The following is a 15,622-nucleotide window of genomic DNA, read 5'->3' as shown; positions in this document are numbered from 1 at the left end:
CTCGATGAGGACTGCGTCGTCAGACCGGCCGGGTGGTATCAGGAAGTTCTCCTCTTTTCGCTCGCAGAGCCGGATCCAGAGGGCGGCCTCCGGGGTCTGGAGTGCGTCCAAAAAAGCCTCACGAACGCTTTCGATAAGCGATTGCCGGTACTCAACCGGCTTTCCGGTACGGATCTCGATTCTTGCAAGCGGCATTGGCAAACTCCTGCGGGTGCCGGGGATCCGGGCGAATCCCCGCTCTCCTGCATGAATGCTTGGCACCGGGAGCCTTAACGCTTTCTCAAAGGGAGGGGCATGGTCTCGCCCCGGTTGCGCCGGTTCCGGTTTGTACAGGCGTTGAGCACCTCGTCCATCAACCAGAGCGCCCCTTCGACCCCGGCCACCGCCCGGGAGTGCAGGAGGACCGTGCCCCGGAGCGGCGGTGTCAGCCCGACGAACGCGGCATCGTCGGCAAGCGCCCGCTCGTAGGAGGAGCCAAGGATCAGGTCCGGTTCGGCATCCTGGATCACCTCCCTGATGGCCGAGAAATCGGCCGCCCGGGCGCCGGCGTCGTTCCGGGCCGCGACATGGACGATATCTGCATCGAGATATTGTTTCAGCATCCCTGCTGCGAAATCGGCGTAGGAGCGGCCGGAAAAGATCGCCACCCGGGGCGGGTCGAACCTGCGGAGGTACTTGCTGCACGCCTTCCTGATCCGGGCATCGGCCCATGCAATCTCCTCCCTGACCGGCCGGGTCTCGATGCCGTCAACCGCGGCGGCGAGCGCATCAAAGGTTGCGGCCACGGCATCGAGGCCCAGGAGGGAGCCGCACCATCTCCCGACACCGCTTGCAAGGTCAGGGTTCGTCCCGACGGTGAGGGGCGCCGCCCGGCGTGTCGCGGCGTAGCGGTCCAGGCAGAACGTGGTGGCGACGGTCCCCCCTGCCAGGTTGAGCAGCCGCCGCGCCTCAAGGGCGTTGCCACGGGAGAACGGGTCGGTGCGGCAGATGCCGTCGATGTTGACGCCGGGGGCATCCGGGTCCACCTCGGGCGCGATCTCCGCGAGCGCCTGATGGTATCCCGCCTCCAGGTCACCGAGGAACCCGGGGCTATCGACGATGAAGACCCGCCCGTCCCGGGCGAGGCTCCCGATATCCTCGCCCATGACGGCGGGAACACAGGTGTTGACCACTGCTATCCGGGCATACCGGTCTTCGAGTTCCCCGATCACCTCCTGCAGGCGGGATTCCGTGCCGAAGATGACCTCGTTCTCAACGAGGAAGGTCCCGTGGATAGGGACCCCGACGAGGGACGCGGGGTAGAAGTAACATCCGCTCGAACCGTGGACGACGACGGCGAGGTCTTCAAAACCCGCCAGGCACGCGACCGCCCCGGTCATTGCACAGGGCCAGAGCGGGTTTTCGCACGGTGTGTGATGATCGTCCGGCATTCACAAGATTATGGTAGCGCCGGAATATAAAGCACGATCTCTCCCTGCATGCCGATACTCCGGGAAAAATTGGAGAATGGTTATTTCTGCGCCGCCACGTCCCGCTTGATGACCAGGACCGGTTGGTGGGCGTTCTTGATCACGTACTCAGAGACCGTCCCGAGCAGGCGATCGCGGATGTTCGACCGTCCGTGCGAACCGATGACGATGAGCGAGGCCCCCTCAACATCTGCCGTGTTCACGATCTCTTTCCCGGGGCTGCCGATAGGCACCCTGACGATCACCTCTACACCCTGCTTCTCGAGCGCCCGGCGGGTATCGATGATATGGTGGTGAATCTCCTCCCGCAACCTCTTCTGCGCTTCGGTCTCCTGGTCGGGTACAGTCCCGAGGAACCCCTGTCCTCCCGAGGCGATCAGTGTGACGTCTTTTGAGTCGATGACGTGAACGAGGACCACCTCCCTGGTTCCTGCCTCCCGGAGTGTGGGGATGTAGCCCAGCACCTTCATGGAAGGCTCTGAAAAGTCTGTTGGAAATAGGATGCGTTTGAACATACTCTGACCTTCTCCTCTGGTAATCTACTCTCTGTGAACCAGGTATTTAAACTGCCCCCACCGCGTTCCCTCGCCAGCGCCGCCGGCGCATATCCACAGTAAAATCGTATTCACGGCGTGACCTCTCTCCCTGGGGTGGTTGTTGCCGCTCTCTCGTGCAACCTCTTCTCCGGCGGCAACGGTGCGCGGGTCCCCGGGTCAGTGCGGTGTGCCCCCGTCGAAGTTTCTCTCAATCTTCCGTGAGCAGGGCACGGTACCCTGCCTGGACAAAATGCTGATCGCCGGTCAGGGCATCGGAGATCCCCTGCTCCTTCATGACCCCAAGGGAGATACAATCCGTAAGACTCCACGCTTTATCCAGTCTTTTTTCGTAGATGTCCCATCCTTTTGACCATAGGGTGGGATCAACAAAGACAATCTCCACCCGGGGTGACGATTCAAGGCGACGAAGGAATGCGATAACGGAGGGTTTGAATGCGGTGTTCGAGAGGGCGTTGAACGTCTCGGTTAACACAGAGGATGTGGTGACGAAACAGGATCCGGATCCCATCCGTCCTTTGTAGAGAGCGTCGGCGGTTTCATGGAGATTGTCGCGTTTGTTCAGCAATGCAATCCAGCAAACGGTATCGACAAAACATCTGTCACCGCTCATGGGTATCCCGTTTTGGCGTTCCATACAGGTAGTGATCGTGCTCCGCTGCGAGATCGGGAATATGCGTGTCTACGGCAAGCGACGCTATATCAAAAGCAGGATCCTTATCTACGTCAGGGTCTTCTGGGGAGAGTTTTACCGTAATTGTATATTTCTTCCCCGCTTCGAGATCAACAGGACCGGTCGGTCGGAAAACCGCCCCATCAAACAGAACCTTCAATGTCTTTGTCACCCGAAAAACCACCTCCTGTATCTGATGATCATAGCCTTCATGGATTATTAACTTGTGGGGGCGTGCGGGGCGAAGCGAGATGCCCCGGAGAGCAGGTGCGGGGTTGAACGCAGCGCCGCCCTTCTTCACTATCACCCTGCATGGTTCACATATACCCAATCCACGAATGAATATCGTATTGTCGCTCATTTCCTACAAGTATCGGGCATATCAAGCTGCAATCGTGGAAACACGGTTGAATGTCGCACTCGATACCTGTCGGTGGCTCTACAACACACTCCTTGAAGAATGCAACGCTGCAAACATGCCCCTGCGGATGCAGTTCTCACAGTGGAATTCGAATCTCTCTCCGCAACAGGGAGCGATCTCGTCCCTGATGGATGAGAGCACCTCTCGGTCGGCGATCGGTTGTTGAGCCACGAGTAGACTACTGGAGCATTTCACCTTACCTTGAGGGTGTGTGGGAGTGATCGCCGGTCTCACGCGAAGGCGCGAAGAGCGCGAAGGGGACCATATCGTCCAGAAACCGAACTTCGCGTCCTTCGCGCACTTCTGCGTGACGCAACAATCACATGGAAATATTAGGTGCAATAGTCCACTACGTTCTGCTCAACATTTCCCGGCGTTGAGCTGGAGGATCGTTGTGGTGGAGCATCTCACCTGAAATTTTAGGCGCGCCGTTGCCTCACACGGAAGTGCGCGAGGCTATGAGGATTGTGTGGATACCGGCACCGCCCCTTCGCGTGCGGCTGGCGATCCGCCCCGCGGGCAGTGTGTAGCGATACCATCTCTCCGGGAGGCTCACCCCCGGACCAGGAGCCTCCACCGGTGCAGCATCCTCCGGAGCCCCGCGGTCCCGACCGGTGCCGGGTATGGGAACGGCACCAAAACCCCGTCCGGGGCGACCGTGAGGTCGAGGGCCCGGGCGCACTCGGTGCAGACGGCCTCTGCCGCCGGGTCGGCCCCGAGCATGGGGTGCGCTGTCTGGAAGCAGACCCTGCTCCCCGCCATATCGCGAAATCCTTCAAGCATCGCCTTCTGGTAGGCGCGTTCCTCCTCGACGGCATCGGAGGCGTCGATACCGCAGATCCGGCCCACCTCCTCAAGAAATCGGCACGTCCCCGAAAGCCCGGCCGGGAACGAGTCCACGTAAGGAGTGCCAAACCTCCCCCTGAGGTCCTCGCCGACCGGCTGGAGCGCCGGTTCCCGGAGAATGTTCACGGTGGCGGACCCGAGGCGTTCGAGGTCGCGGGTACTGATCCCCCGCACGAACCTGAGGTTGATGCCGATGTCGAGCCGGCCAAGGAGGCGGGCGATCTCGGCCGCATTCTCATCGACGCCGTACTCCAGGTTCTTCTCCCCTACCAGGTTTGCCGAAAGGGTCGGTTCGGCGGTCCCCGGCCTGGCAAGCGACGCCACCGATAAGAGGGCGCCTTTGATCCCGGTCTCAAAGACCCCGCCGAGGAATCCCGCGGTCGGGACGGCGATCACCGGGACACCCCGGGGTTTTGCACAGACAGCCTCGGTGTCGTCCCCTATCGTCTCGACGATACAGGTTGAGAGGACGAAGATCGAGGCCGGGGCGGGGGAGAGCGAGAGCGCCCGCGCAATAGTCGTCTCCAGGGCCTCCTCGCCCCCGAAGATGATATCATTCTCTGTCAGGCGGGTGGAGAGGAGGCGGGGGACCTCGAGCCGGTCGTTTGAGAGCAGGGTGGCGTGGAGGAGGGAGAAGTTGTGGTGCGCACACCCAGCCGGACCGTGGATGATGCAGACGGCGTCCCGTACCTCTGTGAGCACCGAGAGCGCTCCGGTCAGGGTGCACCCTTCAAACCTGGACGAATTCAAAGGCGAAGGATTCGAGTTCATCCATCTCCAGGGGGGTGGGGATACTTGTCTTCTGGTTCCCATAGACCGTGCGCCCCAGTTCCCGGTAGACCGCCGCCTGGTCCGATTCGGGGGCGTACTCGACGACCGTCTGCCTGTGCAGTTCGGCAACCTGGACATCCCGGGACCGGGGGATGTAGGCGATGAGCCGGGAGTTGATACGGCGGGCGAACTCAGCCACCAGGTCCTGTTCGCCCTCGATGTTCTTTGCGTTGCAGATCACGCCTCCGAGCGTGCATCTGCTCCGCGCCCGGCGCGAGAGGCGGGCGATGGCTTTTGCGATGTTGTTTGCCGCGTAGATGGACATCAATTCCCCGGAGGTGACCAGGTAGATCTCCTGCGCGTAGCCTTCGCGCATCGGCATGGCAAACCCGCCACAGACGACGTCCCCGAGGACGTCGTAGACGATCACGTCTCCTTTGAGGGCGTCCAGGCGTTCGAGGAGCTGGAACGTTGCGATGATACCCCGGCCGGCGCACCCGATACCAGGTTCGGGGCCGCCCGCCTCAACGCATCGCACCCCCCGGAAACCCTGGTAGACCACGTCGTCGACGGTGATGTTCTCGTCCCCGCGCTCCCTGATGAGGTCGAGCACCGTCGGGATCCAGGTCCCGTGCATCAGCATGCGGGTGCTGTCGTGCTTCGGATCGCAGCCGATCTGCAGGATATCAAGCCCCTCCTCCGCAAGAGCTGCCGATAGGTTTGCTGCAGTAGTGGATTTCCCGATTCCACCCTTCCCGTAGAGGGCGATCTGTTTCATTATCTCTAACTATGCGCCTGCATGGGTAATTAGGTGTCGGATGGCGATCCGACCGGGCTACTATATATTCCTTGTTCTACAGATACAAGCATTTTAGAATGTACTATTTGCTGAATACATGCTTGTAAGGCGGATATTTGGAAGAATATTTGTTATAGTGCTGTTTTTATTTATAAAAAAGTATATATTTCGTCCTTAGAAACTCTTGTGAAGCAGAGGAAGAGCGAACCATGGACCCACAATTTCGATCACGGTTGATTGCGGCGATCATCCTCCTGATCGTCGTCTGTTCGGCCTTCTCGGTGAGCCCAGTCGCCGGATTCCGTCTGGAAAACAGGGATGGGAACGGCACCGAGGCGGCACTCGCAGAGGCACTGGTGTTGCAGCAGAGCACCAAAATCAGGAATGAGTATATGGAGAACCTCACTGTCTACATCGACAGCAGGAACGAAGTGTTCGGTGAGCAGGGTGGGCCCGGAACCGCGCTCGGTCTCTACGTCCCGGAGGAGAACGCCATCTACATCCGCTCGGACCAGCACCCTGAGCGGGCTGATGACGTCTTTGCCGAGCAGGTGGGCTACCGGGTCTATCACACCATGGGGTTCGAGGAGAGCACGGTCTTTTCGACCCTTGCCGCAAAGCCCGGGTCGTACCTGGCAGGAGTCAGCGCCCCGGCCGGTGAGGAGAGGGAAGCCGCGGTCTTTGCCGGCGCCTTCATGCTCTACCACACCTCCCCTGACCTCCTGAAAGAGGATGCCCCCGAGGTCTACGCCTACATGGACCTGCTCGCAAAGAACGGCGGCGATGCGGCGGCGGTGGACGACCTCTACACCAACAACCCCCCGGCGTAAACCCCGGGAATTCTTTTTTTTGCGGCGTGGTTCGCACGAACGAACCACTTCACCTCTACTTGAGGGCACGTGGGAGTGATCGCCGATCTCCCGCGAAGAGCGCGAAGCCTTGATGCGCGTGTCGCTCCTCCCAACGGGAACCCTTCGCGTCTTTGCGTGAGACGGTGGTGCATGGACAATATTAGATAAAATGCTCCACTCCGCTCTTCCACGCGAGGGTTTAGCCCCATCCGCAGACGCGTTGCCGCGAAGGGGTGGGCCCGTGATGCGTGGAATGCTAACCGCCCCGGAGCACCGGTCCGTTCCGCCGGTCACTCAAACCCCTTGAAGACGCCCATGAAAAGCATGATCACCGGGATGATCTCAAGACGTCCGATCCACATGACTGCGATGAAGAGGACCTTCGCCGGGTCGGCCATATCGGGCGAGACAAACCCTGCGGTCATACCGTTGTTGCACATGGCAGAGACGACCTCGAAGATCACGTTGCTTGAGTCGAAGGATGTCGGCTGCAGGTGCATCACGAGCACCGTGGCGATGAAGATCGTCAGGAAGTAGAGCATGATGACCAGCATGTTCCGGGAAACCTCAAGTTCGGCGACGTTCTTCGGGATCACCCTGCCGCCGTACTTGAAGGGCACAAGCACCTTCCCGGAGACGAACATCCGCCGGAACCACCAGAGCAGGCTCTGGAACCCGAGGACCACCCGGGAGAGCTTGATACCCCCCGCGGTGCTCCCCGACGCCCCGCCGATCACGATCAGCATCGAGAGGAAGAGGACCGTCACGCTCGCCCACTCGTTCGGGGAGGCGGTCTGAAACCCGGTGCTGGTGACCGCGGCGGCCGACATGAAGAGCGCCTGGCGGACGGCGGTGGCGATGTCGGTTGCGCTGAGCGTGACGAGGTCCCATGCTATCACGACGATCCCGAGCGCGACGAGTATGAAGAGGAGGCGTGCCTGCTGGTCATCGAAGAACCGCACCCCTTTCCTGCGGTAGAGGAGGTAGTAGAGTTTGAACGGCAGGGCACCGGCGATCATGACCGGGACGATGAGGACCTCTAAGAGCGGGTTATTGTAGAAGGGGATCCCCCCCGAATGGACCGAGAACCCGCCGGTGGAGATCGCGGAGAGCGCGATATTCACCGAGTCCCAGAGGGATACCCCCGAGAGGAGGATCAGCCCGATCGATGCGCCGGTCAGCACCAGGTAGATCTTCCACATCTCAAGCCCGGTCGCCACAACACTCGGCATCAACGCTTCCGAGCGCCCTTCTGATCGGTAGAGGCGGAACTGGGTCAGCCCCGTCCGTGAGGCCATCGCGATGGTGAAGGCGACGATCCCGATGCCGCCGAGCCACTGCATCAGCGACCGCCAGAAGAGGAGCGTCCGGGGCAGGTCATCGACCGACCGCATCATGGTCAGGCCGGTATCGGTCCACCCGGACATCGCCTCAAAGACCCCGTCCAGGTACGGGACGCCGAGCCCGAGGGTGAACGGCAGAGCGCTCACAAGCGCGCTGATCAACCATATCAGGGCGACGGCCATGAGGGCGGTGGAGAGGGGGGCCTCACGCTCCTGCCGGGGGACCCGGGCAAAAAGCGTTCCGAGGAGGAAGAGGGTGGCGGGGACGGAGGCCATGGGGAGGATCATATCCCATTCCCGGTAGACCACCGCCACGACGAGCGGCACTGCTGTGCCGATACTGATATACCGGAATATATCGCCGATATCGTGAGCGATGGTCGAGAATTGCTCGATCCTATCCATCGATACAGATTCTCCGGGCGCTCTTATCTATCTTTGCGGGGCTGTGGCGGTTCACTCCCCGCCGGCCACACCGGGAGCGCTCTCGATGGCGATGCGCCGGTTGATGATCCGCCAGGCAAGGATGAGCTGGGCTATCCCGCCCGCCGTCAGGTAGGCACCGTTCTTGACCAGGTTGATGGGCTGGACCTGCGTCTGGATCTCGATGTTCCTCTCGAGTTTCCTGACCACGGTGTAGTTTAGTTCGCCGTCGAACGTGAGTGCCCCCATCGCCCTCCCTTCCACGTCCTCGGTGGTGAACTCGACCATGAAGTCCCGTTGCGCGAGGGAGAAGATTGGGAAGAGGTCGATGGAGAGGTCGACGTTTCTGATGCTCCTGTCGATCTCGTTCTGGCAGAGGGTGACATGGTAGACGTTCCGGTTCTCGCTTGCCTCCCTGCCGTACTTCGAGAAGCCGATCCTGATGACCGCGTCTGCAAATCCCCGCTGCGGCGCGATGTAGCGCTCGTAGTCGGGTTTGCGCTCCTCCATCTCGGCAATGACCGCCTCCGGGGAGTAGCCGCGCTGCTCCACGTCGCGCTTGATCTTCCAGGCACGCTTGACGCCGGGGTCCGGGTCCACGTAGAGTTTGAAGTCGATCAGGTCCCGCAGTTTCTCGGTGATGAAGGGGTGCAACCCTTCGACGATCAGGATCTTTGTGGGGCTGAAGGGCACCGGGGGATCGAATTTGCCGTTGTCATGGTTGTAGACCGGTTTTTGGATGGACTTTCCCGCCTTCAGGTCCTCCAGGTGCTCTTCGAGCAGGTCGAACCGGTTCGCCTCGGGGACGAGCGGGGTGATCCCGAGTTCCTTTCGTTCCTGGCGGTCGTACCGGTGGTAGTCGTCGATGGTGATCGTGGAGACGAGGTCTTTTCCAAAGATCGCCCGGATGGCCCGTGTGAACGTGGTCTTCCCGCTCCCACTGTCTCCTGCTACGCCGATGATGAAGACGTAGGGCGACTCTGCGATGACTCTCTTGAAATCGGAGGATGGTGACATAGGTCAGCTCATTGGATTGATCGGTATCCTGGACTGTTAAGATTTTGGTTCGGAAAGAGTGGCACGGCCCAGTGGGCCGGAAAAGTGAAAAACCGCAAGGGGTGTCCTCTTCGCCGCCCGAAGAGGGGGGCGGGAAGCCCCCTCAGGCCACGATGGCCCCGGCCTCCTCGTGTCTCTTCCGGATATCGTCGGCGAGCCGGTCCAGCGCCGCGAAGTCTTCCTCCTTCGGGTAGCCCTTGACATAGACCGGTTCGAGGAACTCGACCTTGAGCCGGCCGAGCATATCCTTCAGGGTATCGACGGTCTTCCCGCCCCACCCGTAGGACCCGATCACCGTCGCGTAGCGGGTCTTCGGGCGGAGGAGGTTTGCGAGGTACGCGGCGTAGACGACCTGTGGATGGGGGCCGAAGATGAGTGTCGGCGCCCCGATCACGACCGTCGCGGCATCCACCAGCGCCTTTGCGAGGTCGCCGGTATCGGTCACCGTCAGGTTGAACGGCTCGACCTCGATTCCCCTCTGCACCAGGGCATCGATGAGGTGGTCGACCATCGCCTGCGTGCTCCCGTGCATGGAGACGTAGGGGAGGACCACCACGTTCTTCACCGCATCGCCCGTCCAGTCCCGGTAGGCGTCCATGATGAATGCCGGCCTGTCGTAGAGCGGGCCGTGGCTCGGCGCGATTATATCAATCTCGCGCGGCGCCAGTTTCTGCAGGTGCCCCTTGATGCTCGCGCGAAACGGCATCATGATCTCGGCGTAGTAGCGTTTCGCCGATTCATAGATCACACCCTCGTCAGGGACGTAGAGGGAACTCGTCGCGTAATGTGACCCGAAGAAGTCGCAGGGGAAGAGGACCCGGTCTTCCTGGAGGTAGGTCAGCATCGTCTCCGGCCAGTGAACCCAGGGGGCGATGATGAACTCAAGCGTCTTCCCCCCCAGGGGGAGGGTCTCCCCGTCGCCGATGACGAGGCAGCGGTCTTTCTGGATATGGAGGTGGTCGATCAAGAGGTCGCGGCATTTTTCGTTCGTCACCACCTTTGACCCCGGAAATCGGTCGAGCACCGCCGGGATCGAGCCCGAGTGGTCCTGCTCGGCATGGTTGCAGACGATGTAGTCGATTCTCCCGACGCCGAGCTGGTCCAGGTTCGCCATGAGGTCTGCGGTCATCGCAGGATCGACGGTGTCGATCAGCGCTGTCGCCTCACTGCCCTGCACCAGATAGCTGTTGTAGGTGGTGCCGTCGGGAATCGCGATCAGCTCGTCGAAGATTCGGCGGTCCCAGTCGATGGCCCCGACGGAGAAGACACCCGGCACAATCTCACGTGCGGTCATCTTCTACCGCCTCCAATCCGGTCATGCTCTGTTGTTTGTGGGACATGGTTCATGTTCTCCAGCCGCCCCGGCGGTCTGTGCCGTGCCGGTCGGCGATAAATCCCTATCCTGCCCGAACGCTGATAACGGTTTCGCCCTGCTACTCCAGGGCAGCGCATCATCACACGCGCCTGGGGTTCGCCCACGTCCGCGTGAGACCGGATCACCGTCTCCGCACCTCAGGTTGCCTCACGCAACCATTGCGTGGAACTATTAAGTGCAATGGTACACTACTGCGTCATTTCACTGTATTTTGCGGCTCCTGGTGCTGATTGCCAGCCGCTCGTGTGGGTCAACCCCGGGTGCGATGGGATTATTAGTTACCCCGGAGCACTACCCACAACCGGGAGGCAACCTGTGAAGATCCAGGAGACCCACTCATTTGACCTGACACCTGCCGAGGCCGTCCGCCTCCAGGAGGTGTTGCGGGCCCAAGTCCGCCTCTCCGGCGATACCGGGGAGATCTCCCTCGTGGCCGGTGCCGACGCCTCCTACACGAAGGGTTCGGACGAGATCTACGCGGTCGCGGTCGCCCTCCGCTACCCGGACCTCACCGTTGTCGAGCGGGTCTCTGCCCGCACCACGACATCGTTCCCCTACATCCCCGGGCTCCTGACCTTCCGGGAAGGCCCCGCCCTCATCGAGGCGTTTCGGAGGCTGCAGTCAGAGCCTGACGTCATCTTCTTCGACGGGCAGGGGATCGCCCACCCAAGGGGGCTTGGCATCGCGAGCCACCTGGGCGTCCTGCTGGACCGGCCCACCGTCGGGGTCGCAAAGAGCCTCCTCGTGGGCACGGCGGCGGACCCGGGGCCTGCCCGGGGCTCGGCGAGCCCGGTGCGCCGCGACGGCGAGACGATCGGGATGGCGGTGCGGACAAAAGCGGGGACAAAACCGGTCTACGTCTCGGTGGGCCACCGGATAGCTCTTGCGCAGGCGGTCGACCTGGTGCTTGCGACAACACGGGGATACCGACTCCCTGAACCGACCCGGCAGGCCCACCTCTTCGCAAACGAGGTCAGGAGAGGGGGAGGGCAGACCACTCTACCGGGTGGGGAGTAGTTGACCGTAATGTGAGGTTGTTGGTGCATGAGATCGGATCGCCGCCGGTAACACCCAAAAACCTCACGAAGGGCGTGGGGAATATGAGATGCCGTGGTCCATACTACCGCCCGCCGCACCGGCATAGCATACCGTCCGTGGTCGTGTAGGACCCGCATCGACTGAACTGCTCGGCCGCACACCCGAACCCGACCGCAACGATCGGGATGTTGAGTAGCGAAGGCCGATCCGCACCATAGAGATACCAAAGCACCACCCGATCAGCGTATCCCGCCGGGGTGCCGCTCTCCTTGCGTGAACGCGGCATCGGGCTGTTTCCAGTTTACGCTCCGGAAGGCCGCTCACGGGGGTCCGAACAGGTGACGGCGTACAACGAGTGACGAGCAATTCTCCCCGTGGAGAACCGCTGATCGAGGCTGCAACAGCCATTGCCGGTACTGGTGCGCGGGGCTCCGTTCCGGGCAATCACAACCGGTCCCATCTACCCGGCAACGCTGTCGTCTGCTCTGATCTCCATGTTAGTCCACGCCAAATATCCATCCGGCCCACAGGAGGAGTGTAGCCGGCCAGCGTAGTTTTAAGCATCTCGCGCAACACCACTGCACAAAAAGATATGTTTTTGATATCGTCAACGAGAGGTGCGTCTCGTGAACATCCATGAATGCAAGAAAGATCATTGCAGGGGGGTTCATCGGCGGTATAACCCTCCTCATCGTGAACTTCGTCATCTCGGCGCTCGTAATGCTTGTCGCCCCCTACGATGTTCTCACTCTGGGCGGTATGCGACCGGCGGATGATCCGCTGATGCTTTTCTTCTTCGCCTACCCGTTCGTCCTATCGTTTGCAGCGGCCGTCGTATTCGACCTGGTGAAGGACGCGTTACAGGGCGCGTCGAGCAGCAAAGGGATGACGTTCGGTGCAATACTCTTCCTGATCTACACGGTGCCGGGTGTCTTCATCGCCTTCACGTCGATGAACTACCCAACCGGGTTCTATCTCGAAGACCTCCTCTTCGGGGCTATAGGTTTCCCCCTTATCGGCGCCATCTACGCCATGATCTGGGAGTATCTCTAGCCGGTTCTCACCCCGGACCCGCTTATCCGGTGCGGGTCCCGGGAGAGCCCTGCCACCCGAAAAGAGCGGCACGGGTATCGGAAGTCAGGGTCGACCGCGAGATCCCGCCGGTCTGAGCAATGCCTTGCGCAGGGGAAGACTTACTTCCCGGTTATCCTTCTGATCCTCACGAGCGGCGACGAGCGTCCGAGGAAACCCGAGAGAAACCCGGCAAACTCCTCATCCCAGCACCCTGCACCGACACTCACCGTCCAGCCATCCTCCATCGAGCGGCGGACATGTTTGCCGAGCGCGACATCTAGGAGCGCCTTTGACCGCAGGAGGTCGACAGCCCGGGTGAACGTGCGGGGGAGTTCCACGACGTAGCGGCCGTCCTCGATGTAGGGGCCGGCGAGAACCTCGTCATCGACGTACTTTGCGACGAACTTCGCGGCGTTCCCCCGCGACCAGGCCGGCGGTCCGATGTGGCGGCGCATCACCGGGACCTCATCCGCCATCAGTTCAAAGAGAAGCATGCATCGGTCCTTCTGCATACAGACGTCAAGTCGGTTTGCCGGAAACCCGCTCCGCTCAAGGAGTTCCCGGATAGACTCGGCCGATTTCCTGAGCTGGGGAACCACCGTATCCGGCGTGTACTCCGGTGTTGCGAAGGTGATAGAGAAGAGATATGTCCCCCGCGCCGCAAGCAGGCGGGCGAAGACCTCCCGGCTGAGCGGCGGGGAGGATGGCCGGCAGAAGAACACCTCGGACGGCTCCTCCAGGTAGCCGCGGGCGAGTTCCACAAATTCGAACATCCGCGAGACCGAGAGCGCCGCCGCCACGTTCCTCTCCGGGTCGACAGGGTCGATGACGATGAGCGGCTCCTCAAAACTCTTTGTCCCGTGATTCTCGATATCGACAACCTCCCCCGGCTTCCAGCAGGCGGCGGCCTCGAGAAGCGGGTGGAACCCGCCGTAGTAAATTGTCAGGATCTCGCAGAGGTATCCTGAGAACCCCTCGGTCATGTGGTCAGACCCGTAGACCCCGCCTGCCTTCGCGAACTGCTTTGTGAGGAGGACATCGTCGACGTAATCACCGATATGGGCCCGGATGTACCGGGTGTGAAACGGTGTCCGGTCCACGGCGCTCTTGATCTCAGTGGCACTCGGGACGGCGTAGCAGGGGACGAGATCGATATCGAGCGAGTTGATCGTCGCGTTGATGTAGGGGTGTTCCGCGTACTTCTCGCGCCAGGTCGCACCGAACTCCTCTGCGATCCGGCGTGCCAGGGATAGCCCCTTCTCTTGCAGGTCCTCCCGCGGGAGGGAGGGGTCGAAGAGCATGAAGATGTCGAGGTCCCGGTCGCCCCGGACGAAGGTATCGCGGGCGACCGACCCTACCATCATCGCCTTCGCCATCCCGGACCGCTCCACCGCCTCGATCAGGCGCTCTCCCATCGTCCTGATGTAGGCCCGCTCCTCAGGCGTGGGACGGATCCGCCTGAGCACCTCCTCCTCGCAGGGGCACTGGGTCAAAGCGCTACCTCCACGAGGTCCTCGTAGACCGATCCGCGGGGCGTAAGCGTGCTCTTCTTGAGTTTGATGCTCTCCACCCGGAACCTCCCGAACGGTTCGCGAGGCATGCACTGCACCTGCCCGAGGAGCGAGGGGTGGAACTCCTTCACCCGTGCAAGCGTTGCGTGGGGGCGGAAGGGGCGGCGTTCCCGGGGGAACCCGAGCGGCTCGAGGAGGTCGTCCACCTGCCGGGCGAGGGCGGCGCTCTCCCCGGCGTCGGTGATGTCGCACCAGACCACCCGCGGCCTCCGCGGGGAGTTGCAGGCCGCACACCCGACCGTCAGTTCGAAAGGAGCGGCCCTGACCGCCCGGAGCGCCTCGATGATTGCCCCGATCTTCCCGGGTTCAACCTCCCCGAGGAACTTTAGCGTGACGTGGAGGTTCGCCGGGTCGACGAGCGCGAGACGCCCACCGGACTGTGCCAGGATCGCCTGGGACTTGCGGACCCTCTCGCGGATCTCTTCGGGCAGATCGATTGCAACAAACGTCCTGACCATGTTATCGTACCTAATCGTGTCTCACCCTACAAAATGGTGCTTGTCGGGCGGGGGCGCACCCGGGGGATACGATGCCGGTAGGGCGCGGGGGCGGATTCGGCGCGGGTCTCACCCCGGGGCCGTACCGGATACCGGTGTTTGTGCGCCCTGTAATAAACGGTTCCCTGCAGCGAATGAGAGCAGATATATTCGACCAGCGCAAAACCATAACGATCGAATCCGGGGGTATTATCATTTCCGATACAACGCAATTCATCGTATATACACTAGAATTCTGCCCGAATTGCGAAATTCTCAAAGAGTTCCTGGCCTCCAGGGGTGTCCCCTTTGTCGAGTGCGACATGGCGTCCGCCGAGGCGCTGACGGAACTCCGCATGAACGGCATATTCGTCCAGGAAGCGCCGGTGCTGCAGAAAGGTGACGCGTTCTATACGTCCGGCGATCTCTTTGCCGGCGGCGCGTTCCAGGAAGACCTTGTCGCCGACCTGATCGCGGAGGCATGAGGTTGGCCCGCAAGTCGACGCAGACGACCATATTCGGGGAGTTCGTCCCCGTCCTCCCCAAAGTCCGGACATCGCGGGGGTACCTTCTCGACTGGGACAGGAACCGGATCGTCAGGCAGATCATGGAGGAGAGCCGGCTGGTCGAGGTCTTCTACGGCTACGAAGGGGCCGACGAGGAGACTGCACAGGATATCGCTCGAAGGGTCGAGAAGAAGATCCAGATGCTGGGCCTTCAGTCGCTCTCCGGCCCGCTGATCCGCGAGATCGTCAACATGACGCTCCTTGAGCGCGGGCTTACGTCCTACCGCAACGTCTGCACACGGGTGGGAACCCCGGTCTTTGACGCGCACCTCATCGATGTGGGGAGGGGATTTGAGGCCCGGGATAACGCGAACCT

The 15,622-nt window shown here is 61.5% G+C and carries 17 protein-coding genes and 1 pseudogene; 6 read left to right on the top strand and 12 right to left on the bottom strand.

What is annotated here, in order from left to right; all coding sequences use genetic code 11:
- From BP858_RS03250 to BP858_RS03230, 5 genes are all read right to left on the bottom strand, one after another.
- On the bottom strand, positions 1-195 hold a 195-nt coding region (locus BP858_RS03250; RefSeq protein WP_286878826.1), incomplete at its 3' end, for a tautomerase family protein.
- 74 nt (positions 196-269) lie between these two features.
- Complete coding sequence (locus tag BP858_RS03245; protein ID WP_062261485.1) at positions 270-1,430, bottom strand: nitrogenase component 1; 1,161 nt, start codon at positions 1,428-1,430, stop codon at positions 270-272.
- An 80-nt stretch (positions 1,431-1,510) separates the two neighbouring features.
- A complete protein-coding gene (locus BP858_RS03240) occupies positions 1,511-1,984 on the bottom strand; it encodes a universal stress protein (protein WP_062261488.1) in 474 nt (157 codons plus the stop codon).
- Between the two features lie 229 nt (positions 1,985-2,213).
- The gene (locus BP858_RS03235) at positions 2,214-2,636 is read right to left on the bottom strand and encodes a type II toxin-antitoxin system VapC family toxin (protein WP_062261491.1); all 423 of its coding nucleotides are present in this window, start codon (positions 2,634-2,636) and stop codon (positions 2,214-2,216) included.
- The gene (locus tag BP858_RS03230; protein ID WP_197671634.1) at positions 2,626-3,057 is read right to left on the bottom strand and encodes a hypothetical protein; all 432 of its coding nucleotides are present in this window, start codon (positions 3,055-3,057) and stop codon (positions 2,626-2,628) included. The genes BP858_RS03235 and BP858_RS03230 overlap by 11 nt, the downstream gene beginning before the upstream one ends.
- Here BP858_RS03230 and BP858_RS03225 point away from each other — a divergent pair.
- Positions 2,948-3,283, top strand: a complete 336-nt coding sequence (locus BP858_RS03225) for a helix-turn-helix domain-containing protein (RefSeq protein WP_082864851.1) — start codon at positions 2,948-2,950, stop codon at positions 3,281-3,283. The two genes, BP858_RS03230 and BP858_RS03225, sit on opposite strands and share 110 nt — an antisense overlap.
- A 386-nt stretch (positions 3,284-3,669) precedes the next feature.
- On the opposite strand, the gene BP858_RS03220 is transcribed toward BP858_RS03225, so the two are convergent.
- Positions 3,670-4,734: a nitrogenase component 1 gene (locus BP858_RS03220; RefSeq protein ID WP_286878825.1), complete on the bottom strand. Its 1,065-nt coding sequence runs from the start codon at positions 4,732-4,734 to the stop codon at positions 3,670-3,672.
- A complete protein-coding gene (cfbC, locus tag BP858_RS03215) occupies positions 4,694-5,512 on the bottom strand; it encodes a Ni-sirohydrochlorin a,c-diamide reductive cyclase ATP-dependent reductase subunit (protein ID WP_074174812.1) in 819 nt (272 codons plus the stop codon). The genes BP858_RS03220 and cfbC overlap by 41 nt, the downstream gene beginning before the upstream one ends.
- 230 nt (positions 5,513-5,742) lie before the next feature.
- Between cfbC and BP858_RS03210 the strand changes: the two genes are divergently transcribed.
- Positions 5,743-6,363 (top strand): hypothetical protein, encoded by a 621-nt coding sequence (locus tag BP858_RS03210; protein WP_062261500.1) that lies wholly within the window; start codon positions 5,743-5,745, stop codon positions 6,361-6,363.
- Between the two features lie 311 nt (positions 6,364-6,674).
- Here the strand turns inward: BP858_RS03210 and BP858_RS03205 are convergent, their stop codons facing one another.
- From BP858_RS03205 to BP858_RS03195, 3 genes are all read right to left on the bottom strand, one after another.
- Positions 6,675-8,132 carry a TrkH family potassium uptake protein gene (locus tag BP858_RS03205; RefSeq protein WP_286878824.1) on the bottom strand — a complete coding sequence of 486 codons (1,458 nt, stop codon included), beginning with the start codon at positions 8,130-8,132 and terminating at the stop codon, positions 6,675-6,677.
- A gap of 51 nt (positions 8,133-8,183) precedes the next feature.
- On the bottom strand, positions 8,184-9,167 hold the full coding sequence (locus tag BP858_RS03200) for a phosphoribulokinase (protein ID WP_062261507.1): 984 nt from the start codon (positions 9,165-9,167) through the stop codon (positions 8,184-8,186).
- Positions 9,168-9,309: 142 nt separating this feature from the next.
- Entirely contained in the window at positions 9,310-10,500 is a 1,191-nt protein-coding gene (locus tag BP858_RS03195; RefSeq protein ID WP_214166049.1) for an FprA family A-type flavoprotein, read from the bottom strand.
- A gap of 396 nt (positions 10,501-10,896) precedes the next feature.
- Between BP858_RS03195 and nfi the strand changes: the two genes are divergently transcribed.
- Both nfi and BP858_RS03185 read left to right on the top strand, forming a co-directional pair.
- Positions 10,897-11,598, top strand: coding sequence for a deoxyribonuclease V (nfi, locus tag BP858_RS03190; RefSeq protein WP_062261513.1), 702 nt, complete (start codon positions 10,897-10,899; stop codon positions 11,596-11,598).
- Between the two features lie 657 nt (positions 11,599-12,255).
- Positions 12,256-12,672 carry a hypothetical protein gene (locus BP858_RS03185; RefSeq protein ID WP_062261517.1) on the top strand — a complete coding sequence of 139 codons (417 nt, stop codon included), beginning with the start codon at positions 12,256-12,258 and terminating at the stop codon, positions 12,670-12,672.
- Positions 12,673-12,812: 140 nt separating this feature from the next.
- Here the strand turns inward: BP858_RS03185 and cca are convergent, their stop codons facing one another.
- Both cca and thpR read right to left on the bottom strand, forming a co-directional pair.
- Positions 12,813-14,186 (bottom strand): CCA tRNA nucleotidyltransferase, encoded by a 1,374-nt coding sequence (cca, locus tag BP858_RS03180; RefSeq protein ID WP_286878823.1) that lies wholly within the window; start codon positions 14,184-14,186, stop codon positions 12,813-12,815.
- Positions 14,183-14,722, bottom strand: coding sequence for an RNA 2',3'-cyclic phosphodiesterase (gene thpR, locus BP858_RS03175; RefSeq protein ID WP_286878822.1), 540 nt, complete (start codon positions 14,720-14,722; stop codon positions 14,183-14,185). Before thpR ends, cca begins: the two co-directional genes overlap by 4 nt.
- Positions 14,723-15,063: 341 nt before the next feature.
- On the opposite strand from thpR, the gene BP858_RS12260 reads away from it, so the two are divergent.
- Positions 15,064-15,225 carry a hypothetical protein gene (locus BP858_RS12260; RefSeq protein ID WP_333582877.1) on the top strand — a complete coding sequence of 54 codons (162 nt, stop codon included), beginning with the start codon at positions 15,064-15,066 and terminating at the stop codon, positions 15,223-15,225.
- Positions 15,222-15,622, top strand: a pseudogene (locus tag BP858_RS03165) (ATP cone domain-containing protein); the annotation flags it as partial. The gene BP858_RS12260 and the pseudogene BP858_RS03165, both read left to right, overlap by 4 nt.

It is taken from the genome of Methanoculleus sp. UBA413 (assembly GCF_002502935.1).
Classification (GTDB): Archaea; Halobacteriota; Methanomicrobia; order Methanomicrobiales; family Methanoculleaceae; genus Methanoculleus; species Methanoculleus bourgensis.
Note: the sequence above shows the minus strand (reverse complement) of the source record. Positions and strands in the feature narration are given on the sequence as shown.

Bases quoted from the DNA above. Each gene is read 5' to 3' on its own strand.
- cfbC (WP_074174812.1), bottom strand. From the start codon at position 5,512: ATGAAACAGATCGCCCTCTACGGGAAGGGTGGAATCGGGAAATCCACT.
- BP858_RS03195 (WP_214166049.1), bottom strand. From the start codon at position 10,500: ATGACCGCACGTGAGATTGTGCCGGGTGTCTTCTCCGTCGGGGCCATC.
- thpR (WP_286878822.1), bottom strand. From the start codon at position 14,722: ATGGTCAGGACGTTTGTTGCAATCGATCTGCCCGAAGAGATCCGCGAG.
- BP858_RS03230 (WP_197671634.1), bottom strand. From the start codon at position 3,057: ATGAGCGACAATACGATATTCATTCGTGGATTGGGTATATGTGAACCA.
- BP858_RS03220 (WP_286878825.1), bottom strand. From the start codon at position 4,734: ATGAACTCGAATCCTTCGCCTTTGAATTCGTCCAGGTTTGAAGGGTGC.
- BP858_RS03200 (WP_062261507.1), bottom strand. From the start codon at position 9,167: ATGTCACCATCCTCCGATTTCAAGAGAGTCATCGCAGAGTCGCCCTAC.
- BP858_RS03205 (WP_286878824.1), bottom strand. From the start codon at position 8,132: ATGGATAGGATCGAGCAATTCTCGACCATCGCTCACGATATCGGCGAT.
- BP858_RS03185 (WP_062261517.1), top strand. From the start codon at position 12,256: ATGAATGCAAGAAAGATCATTGCAGGGGGGTTCATCGGCGGTATAACC.
- BP858_RS03245 (WP_062261485.1), bottom strand. From the start codon at position 1,430: ATGCCGGACGATCATCACACACCGTGCGAAAACCCGCTCTGGCCCTGT.
- BP858_RS03210 (WP_062261500.1), top strand. From the start codon at position 5,743: ATGGACCCACAATTTCGATCACGGTTGATTGCGGCGATCATCCTCCTG.
- BP858_RS12260 (WP_333582877.1), top strand. From the start codon at position 15,064: ATGGCGTCCGCCGAGGCGCTGACGGAACTCCGCATGAACGGCATATTC.
- BP858_RS03240 (WP_062261488.1), bottom strand. From the start codon at position 1,984: ATGTTCAAACGCATCCTATTTCCAACAGACTTTTCAGAGCCTTCCATG.
- BP858_RS03225 (WP_082864851.1), top strand. From the start codon at position 2,948: ATGCCCCGGAGAGCAGGTGCGGGGTTGAACGCAGCGCCGCCCTTCTTC.
- BP858_RS03235 (WP_062261491.1), bottom strand. From the start codon at position 2,636: ATGAGCGGTGACAGATGTTTTGTCGATACCGTTTGCTGGATTGCATTG.